Below are 19,700 nucleotides of genomic sequence, written 5' to 3' on the forward strand. Positions count from 1 at the left end.
ATTACGCTTTGAGCTCCTTCTCGAAGTATTGCAGGGTTAACTGCTCGCCATCAAACACCGCATACGAGTTATAATTAACCCACTCGCCCAAATTAATATAGCGGCTTTTGTCGTTTAGTTGTATATCAAGGGGCAAATGGCGGTGGCCAAATACCAGGTAATCATAAAAATGGGTTTGTAATAACTCACGGCTGTAAACTACCAGCCACTCCTTTTCCATGCTTTTGCGTTTCTCATTGTTCTCGCCTGCTATACGGCTATGTTCCGACCAGTAATTAGCTATACCAACACCAAAATTGGGATGCAGCCTGGCAAATAACCACTGGCATAGTTTACTGCGAAATATTTTCTTTAACACCTTATACAGGCCATCGCCGGGGCCAAGGCCATCGCCATGATGCAGGTAAAACTTTTTGCCATTGCGCTCTATTTCCAGTTCGTTACTTATAATGGTTGCGCCTAGTTCACGTTCAAAATAATCAAACATCCACATATCATGATTACCTTTAAACAAGGTTATTTTTATACCCAGATCGGTCAACTCGGCCAACTTGCCTAAAAAGCGGATATATCCTTTTGGCACTACCGTTTTATACTCAAACCAAAAATCAAAAATATCTCCCATTAAAAACACTTCTGCAGCATCGGCTTTTATCATATCCAGCCAACGTACCAAACGGTCTTCGCGCTCGCGGCTTGAGGCATAGCTACCGGTACCTAAATGAAAATCAGAAGCGAAATAGAGTTTATTGCCTTTGGACATATTGCATCAAAAGTACGTTTTTATAGGAGAAAGGCGAAAGGTTTTTAGGGTTGATATAACGGTGTTCCATTTTGAAAGAGTAAAACAAAGCGCGACACTCTGATGCGATTACTCACTCCGACCAGAGAAGCGATGTTCGGGTGAGTCATCGCTGTATTCCAAACAAAAAGCCCTTCATTACTGAAGGGCTTGAATTATATTATTTGACTGTAATTATTAGTTATCGCCATGTCCACGGCCATTATTGCCATGTCCATTACCATTATCATGGCCATTACCTCCTTGGTTACCACGGCCATTATTGCCGTTACCATGACCATTTCCATTATTTCCACGATCATCATGACCGCGTCCGTTATCTCCTTGGTTACCTTGACGATGACCATAATCGCTGTTTCCAGGTCCACGGCCATAATTGTTACGATCTTGCCAGTGGTTACGGTATTTTGTTTCACGGCTATCGCGAATTACTGTTTGACCGCCACGGCCCCTATAGTTTGCATATCTTGTTCTGTAAGTTGCAGCACGTTCCCACGGGTTACGCTCATTAACTACTACTTTGTAGCTGTTGTAGGGGTCAAAATTGTACCTGCCGGGCAAAACTGAGCCACGTACCCATGCATTGTTTTGAAGATAAATGTATTGATGGTTTGATACGTCATAATAAGAGTCAACATCAGGCATATAATAATAGCTTGCATGGTCATAACCTACCGGGCCCCAGTCTGGCTGGCTACCAATATTGAACCCTAAACTAATTCGTAACTGCGCATCGGCTTTAAACATTAAGCAGCTAACTAGTAGTACTGCTGTTAAAATTATTTTTTTCATAATTGTAGTATTTGGTAGTATGACAATTATTCGGAGAAATAGTTTAGTTTATTTTTTGGCTATGATTTTTAGGGCGTAAGGATTATAGGATTACATGCCTATTGTAATCCTATAATCATAGTCAACAAAAAAGCGACAGGTAATCCCATCGCTTTTCTTGATTCTTGTATTTTGACTCTTGCTTCTTTACTCCTATTGCTCAGGCTTATCTTTTACTTCTTTTTTATCAGGCACTGCTGCAAGTACAGGTTTACCTATTACTTTATAAGCCCCATCGCCTTTTAATATAGCTGCAAGCTGGTTTTTGTCTTGCATTGTTTTAACGGCTTGTGCCAACACATTATCATATTTAAAGTTGGTTTCATAACGGCCTTTGTCAAAATAATATCGGCCCACTATTTCATTCTCTACAGCTTGTTTAATTTCGGCTTTATGCAATTGCAGATCATTCTTTTTGCTGTTAAGCATTTTGGTTTTTAAAGCATCATATTCACCTTGTATCTGGTCAAACTGCTTTTCTTTAGTAGCCTCGGTTTTCAAAGCGGTTAATACCTTTTCTGATATAGTATTATAGGTATAGTTTTTATCTGCCAGGTATTTTACAAAATCTTCATACTCGGCATCTGTTAAAGCAAACATGCGCGCATCTGCAATTTTTGGGTGGGCCAAACGGTATTTCGTAGCGTAATCAAATATAAACAGCTTACCTACCAGTGTTTGTGTTATGTTGGCAAATGTTTCGGGCTTAACAAAAACATCAGGGTATATGCCACTGCCATCATAAACAGAGCGGCCGTTTTTAGTTTTAAACTCGTGCATTAATGAGTCGGCAACTTTTACAACGGTACCGTCATCTTTACGGTGGGTATAATCAATCTCTTGTATGCAGCGTCCGGACGGAACGTAGTATTTAGCAATAGTGATCTTTACCAAACTATTATAAGGCAACGGGAAAGTTTGTTGTACCAACCCTTTACCATAACTGCGCTGGCCTATAATTATGGCACGATCCAGATCCTGTAAGGCACCGGCAACGATCTCGGACGCTGATGCCGAGCGCGGGTTTACTAATACCACCAATGGCAAATCGGGTGCTAATGGTGTAGTTGCTGTTTTGTACGTGTAGTTTTTATCTCTTACTTTCCCTTTTTGCGATACAACTTCAATATCCCTTTGCACAAAAAGGTTAACAATTTTTACCGCTTCCTGTAATATACCACCACCGTTCGAACGTAGGTCTAATATGATACCGTTAGGGTTATTCTTTTTTACGGCGATAAGTGCATCGGTTACTTCCTGGGCCGAGTTTTCTAAAAATCTATCCAGTTTTATATAACCCATGTTACCATCAACCATACCGTAATAAGATACGTTAGGCTGTTTAATTTCATCGCGGGCCAAGTCCTTTTCAACCGGCTTATCTTCATTATCGCGCTTAACCAGTAGTTTTACTATAGCGCCTTTTGATCCTTTTAGCAATTGGCTAACCTGGTCGCTGTTTTTTCCATCCAGTACAATATCATTTATTTTGACAACCTGGTCGCCGGGGCGTATGTCTGCTTTTTGGGCCGGGAAGCCTTCAAATACACTGGATACATATACTTTGTTATTGCGCGAAAAAACGCTTGCGCCAATACCACCATATTGTGTACTTACATAGTGCAGCTTATAATCTTCAATTTCAGATTCGGGTACAAATTCGGTATATGGGTCAAGGCCATCCAGCATGGCATCGGCACCGGTCTTTAAAAATTTGGCCGAGTTAATATCATCAACATAGTTAATATTAACCTCTTTATATAAGGATGCAAATACCTCCAGGTTTTTTGATATCTGGAACAGGTCATCACTAAAACTCCATATACCCAGGGATAACGCTATTATACCCGCAGATAAAATGAACCCTTTATACTTAACTATCACACCCTTTTTCATCAAATAAAAATCTTAAAATATAAAGCTACAAAAAACTGCCTGTAAAATAGTTAACTCATTTTATAGCCTATTATTGTCAATATTCACCAAAGCTTTTTTTAAGGTGAATACCACATATTCGCGATTACGATTAACCAGCTTCATTATGTTGCTTATCAGAGCCTCTTCCTGCCCTTCTGTATAGTTTAACTGCGCATCTGTTAAATGGTTGTACTTACGTTGCACTTTAATTTTAACGCGTTCCCACTCTTTGTTGGTCATGCTTATTTCTGCCATAAATAAAATATTTTCAACAAAAATATAAAAATACCATGTAAGGTAGCGGTAATTTTTTTGGTACAGCTATTGTTAAACCAATGTTGATGGTTATAATCAAACCATCACTTATTATAAATTAAATATCTAACACTATGAAAAAGTATGTATTAAGCGCAATATTGCTGGTAGCTGTAAGCATTAGCACAAAAGCGCAATTTAGCCTCGGCGTAAAAGGCGGAGTAAATTACTCGAAAATAAGTACTGATAATGTTAACTCAACATCAGTTGCAGGCTATCAGGCTGGTTTATTTGCCCGCTTTGGTGGAGGTTTTTATGTACAACCCGAGCTTTATTTGAGCAGTAAAGGCGGCAAATTCGATTCGAACGCCAATGGTACCAACTATACCGGCAATGTTAAATTCACTACTTTAAATGTTCCGCTTTTGTTGGGCGGCTCATTTGGCGCTAAAAATTTAAACTTCCGTATTATGGCCGGCCCTGTTTATTCTTATTTAATGGATAAGAAAGAAAACTTCTCGGCAAACTTTGCCGGTGCCTATGCCGATTTTGGCAATTATAAAAACAGCACCCTAGGTTACCAGGCCGGTGCCGGTGTGGATATTGGCCCCATTACTACCGATTTACGGTATGAAGGTGATCTAACTAAAGTTAACGACAACTATGGCCAGCGCCAAAACATCTGGGCGCTAAGTGTTGGTTTTAAATTCTTTTAATATAAGCCAATAGCCTAAGGCAAAAAACAAAAAGCCGTTACATCTTAGCTGATGTAACGGCTTTTTTGCGTTTATATATAATATTGCATCCATTTTTTGCATAACATTGTAATAACCAATCAATTTACATGAGATCTAAATTCACCTTAATTATATTATTGTGCTTTATGGTGTGCTTTAGCGTAGCAATTAAAGCAGCAGTAATAGCCGATACTGTTCGCGTTAACAAATCATTAGATAGTTTAAAGATCGTATTCTTTGGTTCGTCTGTACCTTTTGGGTTTGGTGCCAAAAAAGACCGGGGGTACACCTATATGTTTACCGATATATTAGACAAACGTGCGGCAGATGGCACCGGAAAAAAATGGAAAACCGCCAACATATCCAAAGGGGGCGATAATACAGTACGCTTAACGCAACGATGGAAAAAAGAACTTGTACCGCAAAAGGCCAAGTATGTTGTTTATGCTTTATCATTAGGTAATGAAATGATACATGAGCAAGGCGGATCACAACTTGTTCAGTTTGAAAAAAACATGACCAAGCTTATAGTTATGGCGCGCGATAGTGGCTATGTACCTGTGGTAACCAACTGTTATACACGCAACGATTTTAATGCGAAAGACTATAATTTTGTAAAACAATTAAACACCTGGATCAATACGCTTGATGTACCCTCTGTAAATTTACTGGGCGGTATTGATGATGGCACCGGCAAATGGGCACCGGGTAATTGGTATAACGCCGGCCACCCTAATGATGCCGGGCACCAGGAACTGGCCTATACTATTGTACCGTCACTATTTGATGCTTTAAGCAATGGCAAGCCTCAGCCAAAAATGGTGGATGGATCAGGCATCGCATTTAAAGGTCAAACAAAGCTGATAGATTTTAAGCCTGATAATATTACGCATCCCTTTACTACCACTATAACTATTAAAGCTGATAGTAAAGGGCATATCTTACAATTAAAAGATAGCACCGGTAATATTAGCGCTATAAATATTACAGCTAAGGGTTTTATTGATTATACATCGCCGCAGTACCAGGAAATATTGGGCACCACCAAAGTAACCGATGGCCAATGGCATAAAATTACTTTAACCCACTACTATGCCCGCAACGAAACCCAACTTTACTGCGACAGTACACTACAGGGTAGCGTAGCCGAAAGGCTTTCTATAAAAGAGCTTTATTTGGGCGATAAAAACGCTAAAAATATCTGGGCAAAGAATTGGTTCTTTTTCCGCGCGGGGCTGAACGCGGATGAGATAGCGGCGCTGACTAAGAACACACTTTTAAAATCGAGCTTGGAACTTTATGCACCACTAGATGATAAAAACGTATTGACAAACCTTGCCCAAAGCACTAATACCATCAGCTGGTTAAAGGATTAATAAATGTGCCGATAACACCAATCAATAGCTAAATGGCTTCATTTTATACAGATGAAGCCATTTTTATTTTAACCAATGGCTATATTTTTATACTTTGTGCCAACTGATCTGTTTCTCGTAATTAACATGAAAAAATCTCTTTTATCATTGATGGCGATATTCGCTATCGGTACAGCCGCAAACGCGCAAAACGTTATGGATAAACCCATGGATCTGCCGGTGACCAACCCTTTCTTCACGCCAAGTAAATTGCACATGCAGGCGCCCGATTTTAGTCGTATTAAAAACAGCGATTTTAAACCGGCCATAGAAGAAGGCATACACCAGCAAATGGCCGAGGTACAAAAAATAGCCAACAGCTCCGCCACCCCTACATTTGAAAACACCGTAGTAGCAATGGAAAAAAGCGGACAACTGCTTGGCCGCGTTAACCGGGTATTTAATGTACTAACCGGCGCTAATACCAACCCCGAACTACAAAAAACCGAAGCGGAAACAGCCGCCATGCTGTCGGCAAATAATGATGCTATATATCTAAACACCAAGCTGTTTAAACGGGTTGAGGCTATTTATAATAAACGCAATCTGATTAAAGACGCTGAATCAAAACGGTTAATTCAGATCTATTATGACAACTTCACCCTGGCAGGCGCAAGGCTATCTGATGCTGATAAAGAGATCCTAAAAAAATATAACCAGGAAGAAGCTACCCTGCGCACCAAATTTAATCGCCAGCTATTAGCAGGCACCAAAGCCGGTGGTTTGGTAATAACCGATAAAGCCGAGCTTGCCGGTTTAAGCGATGCAGAAATTGAGTTTGCCGCGCAAGCCGCAAAAGCTGCCGGGCAACCGGGCAAATGGTTAATTGCTTTGCAAAACACTACACAGCAGCCTTTTTTGCAAACGCTAACCAATCGCGCTACGCGGCAGAAATTATTTGAGGCATCCTACAATCGTAACGAAAAAGGCGATGCCAATGATACCCGCGAAACTATTACCCGCATGGCGCAGATCCGCGCGCTAAAAGCTAAATTATTGGGCTACCCAAGCTACTCGGCCTGGAAACTGCAAAACCAGATGGCTAAAACTCCGGCCACTGTCGAGAAGTTTTTAAATGATATGGCTCCGGCAACTATTGGTAAGATAAAAGTTGAGACGGCAGATATACAAGCCGTTATTGACCAGCAAGGCGGCGGCTTTAAAGTACAGCCATGGGACTGGGACTTTTATGCCGAACAAGTGCGTAAAGCCCGCTATGACCTTGATGAAAACCAGGTAAGGCCCTATTTAGAGATAGATAACGTATTGCGCAACGGCGTGTTCTATGCCGCTAATTTACTATACGGACTTACTTTTAAAGAGCGCAAAGATATCCCCGTATATAACCCTGAAGTACGCGTATTCGATGTATTTGACAAAGACGGCAGCCAACTGGCCCTATTTTATTGCGACTATTTTAAACGCGACAACAAACGCGGCGGCGCATGGATGAGCAACATGGTTGGTCAGTCAAAGCTGTTGGGAACCAAGCCGGTTGTGTATAACGTGGCCAATTGCGCACACCCTGCTCCCGGCGAACCGGCTTTGTTGACTTTTGATGAAGTACGCACCATGTTCCATGAGTTTGGGCACGCGCTGCATGGTATGTTTGCCAGCCAGAAGTATCCTACGCTATCGGGTACCGCTACCGCACGCGATTTTGTGGAATTCCCGTCGCAGTTCAATGAGCATTGGGCGTCTGATCCGAAAGTGTTTAAACACTACGCCGTTCATTATAAAACCAAACAACCTATGCCGCAAGAGCTGGTTGATAAAATAAACAAGGCCGGTAAGTTTAATCAAGGCTATTCAACCGGCGAATTGTTGGCTGCCGATTACCTTGACCTGCAATGGCATAGCCTTGCAGAAGATGCCCCACCCGTTGCAGATGTAGACAAGTTTGAAGCAGACGCGCTGCATAAAACGGGCGTTGATTTGCCGCAGGTGCCCCCGCGTTACCGCTCGTCATACTTTCAGCATATATGGGGCAGCGGATATGCATCCGGTTATTACGCCTATATGTGGACATCGATGCTAGAGAACGATGCTTACTATTGGTTTAAAGAACACGGCGGCTTAACCCGCGCAAACGGCCAGCGTTTTAGGGATATGGTGCTATCGCGCGGTAATACCGAGGACCTGGGTAAGATGTTTCGTGATTTTAGGGGCCATGATCCGAGTGTGGTACCGATGATGTTGCAGAGAGGGTTGATGAATAAGTAATTTAAAATACCTTTATTTTTATCCCTGCATTTATAACTACACCATCCAACGGTGCGTATATATCTTTAAATATTGGCGAGCTGATTGGCTCATTATATATGCTGCCCCAGCGCGTTTGTCGTTGGTCGGTTATGTTTTCGCCATTGATGAATAGATCGAAATGCTTCCACATTTTTTGTATAAGCAGGCCAAAAGTGTAATATCCCCTACCGGTGGTACCGTCTGATAAAAGCTGTGGGCTGGTGTAAAACCCTTCTATACCAGCCCTAAAGCTGTTTTCAATTTCGTAAGTAACATCGGCGCTTATTCTGTTTTTGGGAGTTAATGTTTGTGCCGATACTATGTTATTAAAATGCTGTTTGGTATCGGTATACGTATAGCCCAGGTAGATACCCAGCTCGTCCATTAAAATTTTAATATTTGTTTCGGTGCCTTTAGTATTAATGTAACCCGGCGCATTACTAAAGCTGTTATTAATTAAAATAAGCGGCTCATCTACCCGCGTATAAAAAAACAACTGATTTACATTAACAACCGCATCGCCCAATACATTTCGGTAGTTAATATCGCCGTTTAACCCCACTGATTTTTCGGCATTAGTTTGTCCGGTTACCAGCGGCTGTATGTGTTGATACCCTTGTTGTTCGCTTTCATCATTAAATACGGTCGGCATTTTATAGCCCATGCCGCCGCCAATCCTACTGGTTAAATGATCATTTAATTTAAATAAAGTATTTATGCGGGGCAGTAGTATCAGACCATTGCTATGGTTAAGCGGTGCAGGGGTATTATAGTCTATTCTTAAACCACTTTCTACCGAGAACCATTTAGTTGGTTTATACGTGTTTTGCACAAAAGCGCCAAAGGTATTAAGCGTATAACCTAATTGTGCATAGGGTTGTTGTAGGGTTAGATAATCGGTCCATGCATCGGCACCAATAACCCAGTTGGCCTTTTTGCCATTATAAACATAATTAACCTCGCTGTAGGAAGAGGTTTGCTGTGCCGAAAACCTATAATTAGGATCTGCCAGTCCGCGGTCGAAATAGCCTATTGTATTTTTAACATTAAACTGGCTTGCCGAGTCGATTATATGTGTAAACGACAATTGTGTAGAAAAGCGATAGGTTTTATTACGCTCAAAATATTGATGTAATGGATCTGTATTACCATTTACTACCTGCACATCGCCCCCTAGCCTGTTTTCGTAAGTCGCGTTTACGCCAATCCACGCTTTATTTTTATCATCAAAGTATAAAAACAACTTAGGGTTAACACTGATTCGGTTTGTCTTTGGCACTGCCGTAAACTCGGTATTAGCCGGCGAGTAGGCCCCATTGTAATTATAAGTGGTAAAAATTGTAGTACCTACATGCTGCCACTTTTGTGCATAGTAGCCACTGGCATCAACACCTTTGGCGCTATTACCATTTAATAAAAATGTTAGCTCTGGTTTATCTTGCGGAGTTTTACTTATTAAGTTAACCAAACCGGCTATGGCACCGCCTCCGTACAATGTTGAAGCAGAACCTTTAATAAACTCGACCTGTTTTAAATTTAATGGCGATACCTGCATTAAACTTAACCCGCCCGAAAAGCCTTGGTATAAGGGCATACCATCCTGCAATAATTGCGTATACCGGCTATCAAGCCCTTGTATCCTAAAGTTTGATGTGCTGCTAACAGCCGATGTTTGTTGTACATGTATACCGGTAGTTTCGCCAAGCAGCATCTTAATATCGCCGGGCCGCATGGTGCCTTTTTCGTCCAATTCTTCCTGGGGCAAGGCTTCTATTCGGGTAGGTATATCCCGCAAATTTTGATTAGTACGGGTGGTTTGTACCATAACCTCGGCAAGCTCGCCTGATTCTGGTTCTAAGTAAACCTCCGCTTCAGCGCCGGTACTAACAAGAGGGAACACAACAGTTTTAGTTTGCGAAAGATAACCTATCAAACTAAATTTAAGTTCGAACTTGCCGTTTGGTACATTGGTTAATATAATTTGCCCTTCGGCATTTGCAGTGGCGCCAATGTTTAACGCAGGTATGCTAGCGGATACTTGTGGTAAAACCTGTTTAGTTTTATCGTCTTTAACAATTACCTTGTATGTGTTTTGAGCGTAAATGCAATTACAAGTTAATATGGCCAGTAGTAATAAAAGATATTTCATAAAAAATGCTGTGTCTATGCTTACACATTGATGGATAGGAAATGCTTCAATTGTATGAAGTTTAATAATTGTTCAGCGGCAATTATCAGGCGAGTGGTGGTCGGAGTATTTTTTTATGAAATTCTGATATCGTTTTCGAAACATAAATATCCTGATAGGTAACCCGATATTCGTTAACAATAACAGTATTAAGTTGTGGGGGAATAATTATAGCACTGCAAACTCCCGCAGTATGTTGAAATTGAATACCCGATCCGGAATTTTGCGGAGCATCTCCTTTATTATGCCCTAAAATATCTTTACCGCCTAAAAGGTAATCGCCAATAAAATCCAACGCTCCTTTTTCATCTTGCGACACCAGTTTTTCATAAGAATGATACATAGTGGGCAAGTCGCTCATGAGCGAAAAATCGCCAAGAGGAAAAATTACATTCCCGGCTAAAAAATAAATACAGAGGATATATACCGCTATTTTTTTGAACATTCTGAGTGTAAAAGTATGATTATTTTAGTGTTTACAAAAAGGTATAAAACAAGTAAAGCCCCTGATGGGCAGGGGCCTTTACTAACCAATTATAAACCTAAATTATGAGAAGAGCTGTAGGAGAAGGAGTCGAACCTCCACAGAGTGGTTATTCTTATTGCTAAGAGTTTCCCATGATCTCCGCCACCGCGACGAGGAGGTGTGTCTGCCAAAATTTCACCATCCTACAATATTTATTAATTAATTCACGCCAGTGAATTGCTGTTGGGGAAGGATTCGAACCTCCACAGAGTAGTTAGCCCGCTTCGGGTTTCCTATGGTCTCTACCACCGGGACAAGGAGGTGTGTCTGCCAAAAATTTCACCACCCAACATTATGTGATGTTATTTATTTTAAAGAACGATTAAGCTTTTAGGTCCAATTGCTTGTTACAAACATAACAGACTTAGCAATTCCTTGCAAATATTTCAACAAAAATATTTTATTTTTATTCAAATTATAATTATACTTGTATTTCAATAAAGATATTCAAATTTATGTCCCACAGAAAAGCTCAAAATTTAGAAATTGATAATCTGGATATTCAGATTTTATCAATATTGATGAAAAACGCCACTACCCCCTACACGGAAATCGCTAAAGAATTGATCGTTTCCGGCGGAACAATACACGTGCGGATGAAAAAGTTGGAAGAAATGGGTGTAATTAAAGGTGCCAGTTTAGAGGTCGACCCACAAAAACTGGGTTATGACATTACCGCGTTCCTGGGTATATTTTTAGAGAAAGGCTCGCAGTATAATGATGCCGTTAAACAGCTAAAAACCGTTAAGGAGATAGTTGAACTGCATTATACAACGGGCAGCTATAGCATTTTCGCTAAAATTATTTGCCATGATACCACCCACTTGCGCGAGGTATTGAACGAGCAGATACAAGGCGTAAAAGGCATACAACGTACAGAAACATTTATATCGCTTGAAGAAAGCATCAGGAGACAGATAACTTTGGAGTAATCCTTACTTAATACTTTATTATATACTACATAAGACTTACGAAGTTTAAAAACTTCGTAAGTCTTTTTATTTATAAGGGGGATTGTCGTAGTAATTAGGCCGTGAACTCGATTAGAGCCTTCTCCACCCTATCAATAGTTTCATCCTTACCCAACAACGCCGCTATATCAAAAACATGCGGACCAAACTTACCGCCAACCAGCATAATGCGGAACGGCAGCATCACATCGCCGGTTTTTAAACCTTTTTCTTCGGCTAATGCTTTAAATGAAGCTTCAAAATCGGCGGCTATCAATTTTTCTGTTGATTTTAACTGTTCTATTATCGCTTTAAAGAAATCTGTTTTCTCATTCGTCCATTTTGGTTTAACGGCGTTGAGGTCATACCCGGCAGGGGTTTGAAAAAAGTATGCCGACTGCTGATAAAAATCAGGCAGTAAAGTACAGCGGTCTTTTATCAATTCAATTATAGTTAATAGATAGGTATCGTCTTCAACAATAATACCTTTGTCGGTAAGCACCTTTTTAACTTCAACCTTTAACCTTTCGGCTTTTACCTTCTTTATCCATTCTGCATTGAACCATTTAGCTTTTTCAAAATCAAAACGGGCGCCTGCCTTGCTGATCCGGTCTATAGAGAATTTCGTAACCAGTTCATCCAATGTAAAAATTTCGTGCCCTGATCCATCATTCCAGCCCAACGTAGCCAGGAAATTAACAAAAGCTTCGGGCAGGAAACCCATACCGCTAAAACCTTCGGTACCTTCCCAATCTAACGCAAACACCGGGAAACCCAGGCGCGCTCCATCGCGCTTGCTTAGTTTGCCGTGGCCATCGGGTTTTAATATTAATGGTAAGTGAGCCCATTGCGGCATATCGGCTTTCCATCCCAGGTAATCCCATAATAATAAATGTATGGGTGCTGATGGCAGCCACTCCTCGCCCCTAAAGGCGTGCGATATCTTCATTAAATAATCATCAACCACAACCGCTAAATGATAGGTTGGCATTCCATCGGCTTTTAATAAAACCTTATCGTCAATCGTGTTAGTTTCAAAACTAACGCGGCCGCGTATCATATCTGTAAAGCTAACCGTTTGGTCGGCAGGTATTTTTATGCGGATGACATGCGGGGTATGATCAGCCAATAATTGGTCAACCAAATGCTGCGGTAATGATAGAGAGTTACGCAAACCATCCCTATAAACCTGCCCGTATTGAAAGTTAGGGATCTCCTTACGGTTCTTATCCAGTTCTTCGGCAGTATCAAAAGCATAATAGGCATGGCCCTGCATTACCAGGCGCTCGGCGTATTCTCGGTATAGCGTTTTACGCTCGCTTTGGCGGTATGGCGCATATTGACCCGGCGTAACCGGGCTTTCATCGGGCGTAATACCGCACCAGTTTAAGCAATCAATAATATATTGTTCGGCACCTTCTACGTAGCGGTTTTGATCGGTATCTTCTATGCGTAAAACAAAATCGCCGTTATGTTTTTTGGCGAAAAGGTAATTAAACAAAGCAGTACGTACGCCGCCCAAATGTAAACCACCCGTAGGGCTGGGTGCAAATCTTACTCTAACTCTTTTATCTGACATTATGGGGCAAAGATAATTTTTTAGTCGGGAAGTCTGAATGTTGGAAAGTCGGGATGATGTAAAGTTTAGCCTCACCTCAGCCCCTCTCCTTTGGAGAGGGGCTTTAAAGCGTTAATTTTAACACCTTGCATTCGAAGTCCTCTCCTTTGGAGAGGATTTAGGTGAGGCTATTAGAAGGATTTAGGTGAGGCCAAATAAATTATAAGATACAAACCTATTTTACGTTATTTGAAACTGATATGATAAACGCCTACCAAAATAAAAGACTTTGGAAATATATACTGCTTGCCTTTGCAGTAATTATAGCCAGCGGGTCTTTATTTTATACTAATTATTTGGCGCGTAATATTGCCAGGTCTGAGCGTACACGCGCGCAGGTTTGGGCAATGAGTATCAAGCAGGTAATATCTGCCGATGATAATGACTTTTTGCCTTATGTTTTTGCCGTTAGGGACAGTTCTTTGGTACCTGCAATTGTTACTGATGAGAAAGGCGATTTTCAATTCTCAAAAGGATTGGATACTACCAAAACATTTATCCCCCCGGTGCCTGATGCTGTAAAGGATAAAAATGCCCCTAATTATGACCCTGATTATTTTAAGGCCGAGCTGGCTACTATGAAACACCAGCATGAGCCTATAAAAATAATTTTACCCAGGGGATATTGGCTTATATATTATAAAGACTCGCCATTATTAAGCCAGTTAAAGCTGTTCCCTTATGTACAGCTTTCGGTTATCTCGGTTTTCTTGTTATTGGCATATACGGCCTTTAACTCATCACGAAAATCTGAACAGAACCAGGTTTGGGTAGGTTTGGCTAAAGAAACCGCGCACCAACTAGGTACGCCCATATCATCATTAATGGCGTGGATTGAATTGATAAAAGATAAATTTAATGCCGAGGATGACCCGCTGATTGCCGAAATGGAAAATGATGTACAGCGGCTGGAAATAGTGGCCGATCGTTTCTCGAAAATAGGCTCGAAACCAAAGTTGGAAGAGACCTCTGTTTTTGATGTGATTGAAGATTTTGTAAACTATTTTAAAGTGAGGGTTAGCAATAATATCAGCTTTGAAATAACCGGCGACCACGATCTGGTAGCAGGGTTAAACATACCACTGTTTGATTGGGTAATAGAAAATTTATTAAAAAATGCTGTAAACGCCATCGAAGGCAAGGGCAGCATTAGAGTAAATATAGGCACCAATAAAGCGAAGGACCATATAGTGATAGATGTGATTGATACGGGTAAAGGTATCCCCAAATCTAAATTTATAACTGTGTTTCAACCGGGATATACCACGCGTAAACGTGGCTGGGGCCTGGGCTTATCATTAACCAAACGCATTGTTGAAAATTACCATAACGGACACATCGTTGTGCGCGACTCTGAATTAGGGAAAGGCACTACCTTTAGGATAACATTAAAAAATATACGCTACAATGGATAGACCAAAAACCGAAGATTACGCGCCATTTTATGGCAAATACATTGCCCTTGTTAATGACGAACCTGTTTTAAACACGCTGGAAAAACTAAAAGACAGCACTTTTTATTTTTTTAACATGTTGACTGATGAGCAGGCCAACTATGCCTACGCCGAAGGTAAATGGACCATTAAAGAAGTGGCCGGCCATTTAACAGATGCCGAGCGTACGTTTGCTTACCGCGTACTAGCCTTTTCGCGCGGGCAGGAAGAGTTGCCGGGTTTTGATGAAAATACTTATGTAGAGCGGTCAAACTTTAACAGCCGTACCCTACAAGATCTGGCTGCCGAGTTTAAAACGGTTAGAGAAGCTAACCTATACATGCTGCGTGCCTTAACCCCTGACCAATTAGCCGCCACTGGTATTGCCAATGGCAGCAAAATAGCGGTAAACACTATCATTTATATAATGGCCGGCCATGAGCTGCACCATTTAAATATTTTGAAGGAAAGATATTTTTAAGGTAAAAGGTTGAAAGGCGAAAGGTAAAAGATTTTTGCGCCCTTTTACATTACAGCCTTTTACCTTTTTCAATTATTCTTCTTCACGCTTTTTAGTATCTTTCTTTTCTATCAGATAAGCTACAAATAGGCCTGTTCCGCCAAATATGGCTATTAAAGAAAAATACAATCCTGCAATAATGTCTTGGGTTTTTGAAGTCGGCATACTATAATCCAATAAAAAAGCCAGAAACAAACCCACGCCGGCACCTATTAACAGCAAACCCCAGGTAAGCACATAATTACGGTTTATTGGTTTAGCTTCTTTATTGCTGCGTGGGTCCATGCCGCGCTCTATCATGGCCATTTTTTCGCGGTTATACAGGTAAAAAATACCAAACACCATTGCAAACATAGCTGTGGTTACCACCATTGGTATAAGTAACGCCATTTGTTGTGTACTCATCATATTTAAATTTTAAAGGTTAATTTTTTCTGTTTCATTACACCATAATTGGTGTATTTGTAAGCTATGACTACATAATTTTAAATGAGGTTACACCATATTTTAAAAAAGTTAGCAGTTCTTGGTATGCAGTTGGCAGTGCTGTGTATTTACGCTATCTTTATTAAAAGCTGGGGGTTATGTTATATAGTATGGTCTTGCCAACTGCCCGCTAAGAACTGCAAACTAAAAAAAGTTGTAACCTAACCAGAAGACATGTAGTCAGAGAGCATATAAATGATGCAGAGCAAGCTTTCGGATATTGAATTGATTAAACTATCTCTTAAGGGGAACCAATCCGCCTATGCCGATCTGGTAAGGCTTCATCAGCGTTTTGTGTTTACACTGGCTATGCGTTTTACCAAGAGCCGCGAAGATGCGGAAGAAGTAGCACAGGATTGTTTTGTTAAAGCCTTTCGTTCTTTAGAGTCATTTAAACAGGAGTCGAAATTTAGCACCTGGTTATATAGTATTGTATATACCACGGCCATGACATCGCTGCGCAAAAAAAGACTGGATACTTCATCAATTGATGATGAGGAAACATATATACAAATAGAAAACGTATCGTCAGGTTATGATACTGATAATATTGAGAACAAGTCGAGATCATTTTACCTTAACCAGGCTATTGAACAGTTAACACCTGATGATGCTACTATAATTACGTTATTTTACAAAGGCGAACAATCTTTAGAAGAGATTGCACAAGCCCTGGGTATTGAAGCTAATAGCGTAAAAGTTAAACTATTTAGGGCGCGCCAGCGTTTGAAAGAAAGGCTGGAGCACAATTTAAAAAATGAGGTGAAAGAATTGATATGAACACCATGGAAGAAAAACTCTGGAACTATATTGATGGAACCTGCACACCAGTTGAACAGGATGCCATTGCCAGGCTTATTGAGCAGGATGAAGTGTACGCCAAAAAATATCAGGAACTGCTGGCGCTTAATCAGGAGCTTGCAGCCATAGAACTGGATGAACCGCCTATGGCCTTTACCTATAATGTAATGGAAGCCATACGCGCCGAAAACGCGATGCAACCCCTTAAGACCGCCATTGATAAACGGATCATTTTGGGCATATCTATTTTCTTTGTGTTCACTATACTGGCATTATTGGTATTTTCATTTGCCAATATCAATATTTCAGATATTCATGTAAGTACTGCTGACATCAAGTTGCCGGCTAATGTAAAACTACCCAGCACCAACAGCCTTTTTAACGGACCATTTTTAAAATGGTTTTTGATATTTGATGTAGTACTTGCCTTATTTTTAACAGATGCCTACCTGCGCAGAAAAAAAACAGCAAAACAAGTATAAGTGTTGTACAGTCTGTACAACAAAACCGACAAGTGACCATACAACTGGTCAGTTTACAGGTAATTATGTAATCTGAATATCAACTTTTGCATAGTGTTAAAGTAACACTAATAGTATAATCAAAAAAAAATATAGAGCCAGCTATTTTTGGTATAGTAATTGTACAACCTTACATGAACTGGTAAACTTACCGGTTTAATTGTGATAAGGTTTAGGTTGAAAGTCCCCCGGAGCAAGTCTAGGGGGCTTTTATTTTTTACGGAGACTTAACTTCTGCCATTCGGCATCCTTGCCATGTGTATTATAGGTAATAAGTTTAAACGGCCGACCTGCACTTTCAATAAACTCAAATTCAATAGGCGCTTCTTTTATATAAAACCTGTTACTGCTTTTAGCATATAGCCTAACTTGTGGTAAACGGTCTTTAGGGTTACTGGCTTCTACAAATAATTGATTGTCTTTAAACGTAACAAGCATTTGGTGTTCAGTATTATAAATATAAGTTCCAGCATATCTACCCAAGCTATCAACCTTTAATTTGAGTTCGTGCTGCAGTGGTTTATTGATAGCAAGTCTTGCAATATCATTGGACAGTGTAACAAAATCCATGTCCTGTTCAAAACCGTTAAATAAAGCAGCTACAAAAACATCTTGTTCGGGTAAATAGATTTCATCAGTTTGATAACCATCGGTTGATCCACTGTGTTCAATGGTCTTGCTTCCATCTAAATTTCTGATGAACCAGCCATAACCATATTCAGATAAGGAACCATCAGGAAATTGGTACGGTGTATAGGCTTGTTGTAAAGTTTTAGGAGATACCAGCTTCCCGGCAGACAGAGCCTGGTGCCATTTAAAAAGATCTCCTGCATTAGTCATAATACCACCGGCCGCATACATTATAGTCGGATCCTGAAGCTCTGCCGAATCCCAGTTCTTACCGCCAGATCGGGAATAGCCTGATGCTATATTTGTTGCAGTTGCATCCTTATGAATATAATAAGTGTGTTGCAGCCCGGCAGATTCAAATAAGTGCTTTTTTATATAACTTTCATAGGTTTGCCATGTTACCTGCTCAATAATATAACCCAGTAAGTAAAAATTAGAGTTACTATACTCGAATTTACTACCAGGTTTAAAATTTAAAGGTTCATCTTTAAAATAATCTACGCCTTGTGCCGGGGTATATTCATTACGATTTTTGGCGGGATCATGATTTTGAATAGTCATATAATCGGGTATCCCCGATGTTTGAGTCAGTACATTTTCAATAGTGATCGGGTAACCTTTAGATGGAAACTCCTTTACATATTTCTGTATGCTGTCTTGTAATGATATTTTACCCAGCTCTACCAGCTGAAGGATGGCTATTGCTGTGTATTGCTTGGTCATAGAGCCAATCCTGAAAATCATGTCGGTTTGCATTGGTTTTTGGGTTTGTGGGTCGGCCATCCCAAAAGCCTTTGTATAAATGATCTGCCCTTTTTTGGCAACTAAAACAACACAACCAGGGCCAACAAACGGAAATCTTTGTTTAATTAACCCATCGATAGCATCCTGCGATGATTGAGCGTAAGAGACTGCTGATGCAAGAAAAAAGCACCAGGACAAGACCAACATTTTAAAGTTGCAGTATTTCATGAAGCATTTTAGCGTGTAAAGTAAAGATACTAAATCTCCACCTCGCCACTAAACACCTGCACGGCGGGGCCTTCTAAAAAAATATCTGTAAACGTTTTGCCGTCGTAATTAAAGCGGATGTTGAGGTTGCCGCCCAATACTTTGATGGGGGTAGTGATCTGTCCGGTTTGTTGATGATGTTTGGCCATAGCCAGGGCAACGGCGGTAACACCGGTTCCGCAGGCAAAGGTTTCATCTTCCACACCGCGTTCAAAGGTACGTACAAAATAACCGTCAGTAATTGGTTCAACAAAATTTACATTGATACCTTTTTCACGGTAAGTAGCATTGTTACGGATAGTCTTACCTTCTTGGTACACGTTACGATGCTCCAGATCCTCCACCTGTTTTACATAATGGGGCGATCCGGTGTTGAGGACGTAGGCATCCTTATCGGTGTTAATCTGTTCAACATTAATCATTTGTAGGCTTACCCAATCGCCGCTATCGGAAATTTTGGCATGATGCGGGCCATCAACGGCCAAAAATTCAGTATCGGTTTCAATAATACCTAAAAATTTAGCGAAAGCCACAATGCAGCGACCGCCATTGCCACACATGCTGCTGGGCTGCCCATCGGCATTATAATAAACCATCTCAAAATCAAAACCTTCTTTATTTTGCAGAAACATCATGCCGTCGCCGCCAATACCAAAACGGCGGTCGCACAGGTCTGAAATCAACTTTGGATTGGTATGATCTATCCTGGTTTCACGGTTATCAACCAATATGAAATCATTGCCGGCACCCTGGTATTTATAAAATCGTATATTCACAATAATGTCATTTATTATCAGCTACTTACTGTTAAGTAA

General features: G+C 40.5%; 18 protein-coding genes and 1 tRNA gene. 8 read left to right on the top strand and 11 right to left on the bottom strand.

Going from position 1 to position 19,700, the window contains the following annotated elements; translation table 11 throughout:
* Position 1 precedes the first annotated feature (1 nt).
* From JWQ34_RS08105 to JWQ34_RS08120, 4 genes are all read right to left on the bottom strand, one after another.
* Positions 2-763, bottom strand: coding sequence for a UDP-2,3-diacylglucosamine diphosphatase (locus JWQ34_RS08105; protein WP_299356295.1), 762 nt, complete (start codon positions 761-763; stop codon positions 2-4).
* Between the two features lie 216 nt (positions 764-979).
* The gene (locus JWQ34_RS08110) at positions 980-1,594 is read right to left on the bottom strand and encodes a hypothetical protein (protein ID WP_299356297.1); all 615 of its coding nucleotides are present in this window, start codon (positions 1,592-1,594) and stop codon (positions 980-982) included.
* A 192-nt stretch (positions 1,595-1,786) separates the two neighbouring features.
* Positions 1,787-3,529, bottom strand: a complete 1,743-nt coding sequence (locus tag JWQ34_RS08115; protein WP_299356299.1) for a S41 family peptidase — start codon at positions 3,527-3,529, stop codon at positions 1,787-1,789.
* A 60-nt stretch (positions 3,530-3,589) separates the two neighbouring features.
* Positions 3,590-3,805 (bottom strand): hypothetical protein, encoded by a 216-nt coding sequence (locus JWQ34_RS08120; RefSeq protein ID WP_299356301.1) that lies wholly within the window; start codon positions 3,803-3,805, stop codon positions 3,590-3,592.
* A gap of 134 nt (positions 3,806-3,939) precedes the next feature.
* Between JWQ34_RS08120 and JWQ34_RS08125 the strand changes: the two genes are divergently transcribed.
* The 3 genes from JWQ34_RS08125 (at position 3,940) to dcp (ending at position 8,180) form a co-directional block, all read left to right on the top strand.
* A complete protein-coding gene (locus JWQ34_RS08125; protein WP_299356303.1) occupies positions 3,940-4,521 on the top strand; it encodes a porin family protein in 582 nt (193 codons plus the stop codon).
* A gap of 128 nt (positions 4,522-4,649) precedes the next feature.
* Positions 4,650-5,918, top strand: a complete 1,269-nt coding sequence (locus tag JWQ34_RS08130) for an SGNH/GDSL hydrolase family protein (protein WP_299356305.1) — start codon at positions 4,650-4,652, stop codon at positions 5,916-5,918.
* A gap of 75 nt (positions 5,919-5,993) precedes the next feature.
* A complete protein-coding gene (gene dcp, locus JWQ34_RS08135; protein WP_299356307.1) occupies positions 5,994-8,180 on the top strand; it encodes a peptidyl-dipeptidase Dcp in 2,187 nt (728 codons plus the stop codon).
* Between the two features lies 1 nt (position 8,181).
* Here dcp and JWQ34_RS08140 read toward each other — a convergent pair whose 3' ends face one another.
* The 3 genes from JWQ34_RS08140 to JWQ34_RS08150 all read right to left on the bottom strand — a co-directional run bounded on the left by JWQ34_RS08140 (position 8,182) and on the right by JWQ34_RS08150 (position 11,207).
* Positions 8,182-10,350, bottom strand: a complete 2,169-nt coding sequence (locus JWQ34_RS08140; protein WP_299356309.1) for a TonB-dependent receptor — start codon at positions 10,348-10,350, stop codon at positions 8,182-8,184.
* Between the two features lie 85 nt (positions 10,351-10,435).
* Positions 10,436-10,834 carry a hypothetical protein gene (locus JWQ34_RS08145; RefSeq protein ID WP_299356311.1) on the bottom strand — a complete coding sequence of 133 codons (399 nt, stop codon included), beginning with the start codon at positions 10,832-10,834 and terminating at the stop codon, positions 10,436-10,438.
* A gap of 261 nt (positions 10,835-11,095) precedes the next feature.
* Positions 11,096-11,207, bottom strand: a tRNA-Asp gene (locus tag JWQ34_RS08150).
* A gap of 163 nt (positions 11,208-11,370) precedes the next feature.
* On the opposite strand from JWQ34_RS08150, the gene JWQ34_RS08155 reads away from it, so the two are divergent.
* Entirely contained in the window at positions 11,371-11,847 is a 477-nt protein-coding gene (locus JWQ34_RS08155; RefSeq protein ID WP_230548356.1) for an Lrp/AsnC ligand binding domain-containing protein, read from the top strand.
* A gap of 94 nt (positions 11,848-11,941) precedes the next feature.
* On the opposite strand, the gene gltX is transcribed toward JWQ34_RS08155, so the two are convergent.
* Entirely contained in the window at positions 11,942-13,444 is a 1,503-nt protein-coding gene (gene gltX, locus JWQ34_RS08160) for a glutamate--tRNA ligase (RefSeq protein ID WP_299356317.1), read from the bottom strand.
* A gap of 242 nt (positions 13,445-13,686) precedes the next feature.
* Between gltX and JWQ34_RS08165 the strand changes: the two genes are divergently transcribed.
* A complete protein-coding gene (locus JWQ34_RS08165) occupies positions 13,687-14,898 on the top strand; it encodes a HAMP domain-containing sensor histidine kinase (RefSeq protein ID WP_299356404.1) in 1,212 nt (403 codons plus the stop codon).
* Positions 14,891-15,397, top strand: a complete 507-nt coding sequence (locus tag JWQ34_RS08170) for a DinB family protein (RefSeq protein ID WP_299356319.1) — start codon at positions 14,891-14,893, stop codon at positions 15,395-15,397. Before JWQ34_RS08165 ends, JWQ34_RS08170 begins: the two co-directional genes overlap by 8 nt.
* A gap of 72 nt (positions 15,398-15,469) precedes the next feature.
* Here the strand turns inward: JWQ34_RS08170 and JWQ34_RS08175 are convergent, their stop codons facing one another.
* A complete protein-coding gene (locus tag JWQ34_RS08175) occupies positions 15,470-15,844 on the bottom strand; it encodes a DUF6249 domain-containing protein (RefSeq protein ID WP_299356321.1) in 375 nt (124 codons plus the stop codon).
* Between the two features lie 273 nt (positions 15,845-16,117).
* On the opposite strand from JWQ34_RS08175, the gene JWQ34_RS08180 reads away from it, so the two are divergent.
* Positions 16,118-16,702 (top strand): RNA polymerase sigma factor, encoded by a 585-nt coding sequence (locus JWQ34_RS08180; RefSeq protein WP_299356323.1) that lies wholly within the window; start codon positions 16,118-16,120, stop codon positions 16,700-16,702.
* Positions 16,703-16,707: 5 nt separating this feature from the next.
* Positions 16,708-17,205, top strand: a complete 498-nt coding sequence (locus tag JWQ34_RS08185; RefSeq protein ID WP_299356325.1) for a hypothetical protein — start codon at positions 16,708-16,710, stop codon at positions 17,203-17,205.
* Positions 17,206-17,454: 249 nt separating this feature from the next.
* On the opposite strand, the gene JWQ34_RS08190 is transcribed toward JWQ34_RS08185, so the two are convergent.
* Entirely contained in the window at positions 17,455-18,846 is a 1,392-nt protein-coding gene (locus JWQ34_RS08190; protein ID WP_299356327.1) for a serine hydrolase domain-containing protein, read from the bottom strand.
* A 29-nt stretch (positions 18,847-18,875) separates the two neighbouring features.
* The gene (gene dapF / locus JWQ34_RS08195) at positions 18,876-19,661 is read right to left on the bottom strand and encodes a diaminopimelate epimerase (protein ID WP_299356328.1); all 786 of its coding nucleotides are present in this window, start codon (positions 19,659-19,661) and stop codon (positions 18,876-18,878) included.
* Between the last annotated feature and the right edge of the window lie 39 nt (positions 19,662-19,700).

The sequence above is a fragment of the Mucilaginibacter sp. genome (assembly GCF_028288185.1).
GTDB lineage: Bacteria > Bacteroidota > Bacteroidia > Sphingobacteriales > Sphingobacteriaceae > Mucilaginibacter.

What these genes read in the sequence shown, in the direction of transcription:
- JWQ34_RS08170 (WP_299356319.1), top strand. Translation starts at nt 14,891, where the DNA reads ATGGATAGACCAAAAACCGAAGATTACGCGCCATTTTATGGCAAATAC.
- JWQ34_RS08190 (WP_299356327.1), bottom strand. Translation starts at nt 18,846, where the DNA reads ATGAAATACTGCAACTTTAAAATGTTGGTCTTGTCCTGGTGCTTTTTT.
- JWQ34_RS08155 (WP_230548356.1), top strand. Translation starts at nt 11,371, where the DNA reads ATGTCCCACAGAAAAGCTCAAAATTTAGAAATTGATAATCTGGATATT.
- JWQ34_RS08115 (WP_299356299.1), bottom strand. Translation starts at nt 3,529, where the DNA reads ATGAAAAAGGGTGTGATAGTTAAGTATAAAGGGTTCATTTTATCTGCG.
- JWQ34_RS08120 (WP_299356301.1), bottom strand. Translation starts at nt 3,805, where the DNA reads ATGGCAGAAATAAGCATGACCAACAAAGAGTGGGAACGCGTTAAAATT.
- JWQ34_RS08175 (WP_299356321.1), bottom strand. Translation starts at nt 15,844, where the DNA reads ATGATGAGTACACAACAAATGGCGTTACTTATACCAATGGTGGTAACC.
- gltX (WP_299356317.1), bottom strand. Translation starts at nt 13,444, where the DNA reads ATGTCAGATAAAAGAGTTAGAGTAAGATTTGCACCCAGCCCTACGGGT.
- JWQ34_RS08180 (WP_299356323.1), top strand. Translation starts at nt 16,118, where the DNA reads ATGATGCAGAGCAAGCTTTCGGATATTGAATTGATTAAACTATCTCTT.
- JWQ34_RS08145 (WP_299356311.1), bottom strand. Translation starts at nt 10,834, where the DNA reads ATGTTCAAAAAAATAGCGGTATATATCCTCTGTATTTATTTTTTAGCC.
- JWQ34_RS08130 (WP_299356305.1), top strand. Translation starts at nt 4,650, where the DNA reads ATGAGATCTAAATTCACCTTAATTATATTATTGTGCTTTATGGTGTGC.
- JWQ34_RS08185 (WP_299356325.1), top strand. Translation starts at nt 16,708, where the DNA reads ATGGAAGAAAAACTCTGGAACTATATTGATGGAACCTGCACACCAGTT.
- JWQ34_RS08110 (WP_299356297.1), bottom strand. Translation starts at nt 1,594, where the DNA reads ATGAAAAAAATAATTTTAACAGCAGTACTACTAGTTAGCTGCTTAATG.
- dcp (WP_299356307.1), top strand. Translation starts at nt 5,994, where the DNA reads ATGGCTATATTTTTATACTTTGTGCCAACTGATCTGTTTCTCGTAATT.
- JWQ34_RS08105 (WP_299356295.1), bottom strand. Translation starts at nt 763, where the DNA reads ATGTCCAAAGGCAATAAACTCTATTTCGCTTCTGATTTTCATTTAGGT.
- JWQ34_RS08140 (WP_299356309.1), bottom strand. Translation starts at nt 10,350, where the DNA reads ATGAAATATCTTTTATTACTACTGGCCATATTAACTTGTAATTGCATT.
- JWQ34_RS08125 (WP_299356303.1), top strand. Translation starts at nt 3,940, where the DNA reads ATGAAAAAGTATGTATTAAGCGCAATATTGCTGGTAGCTGTAAGCATT.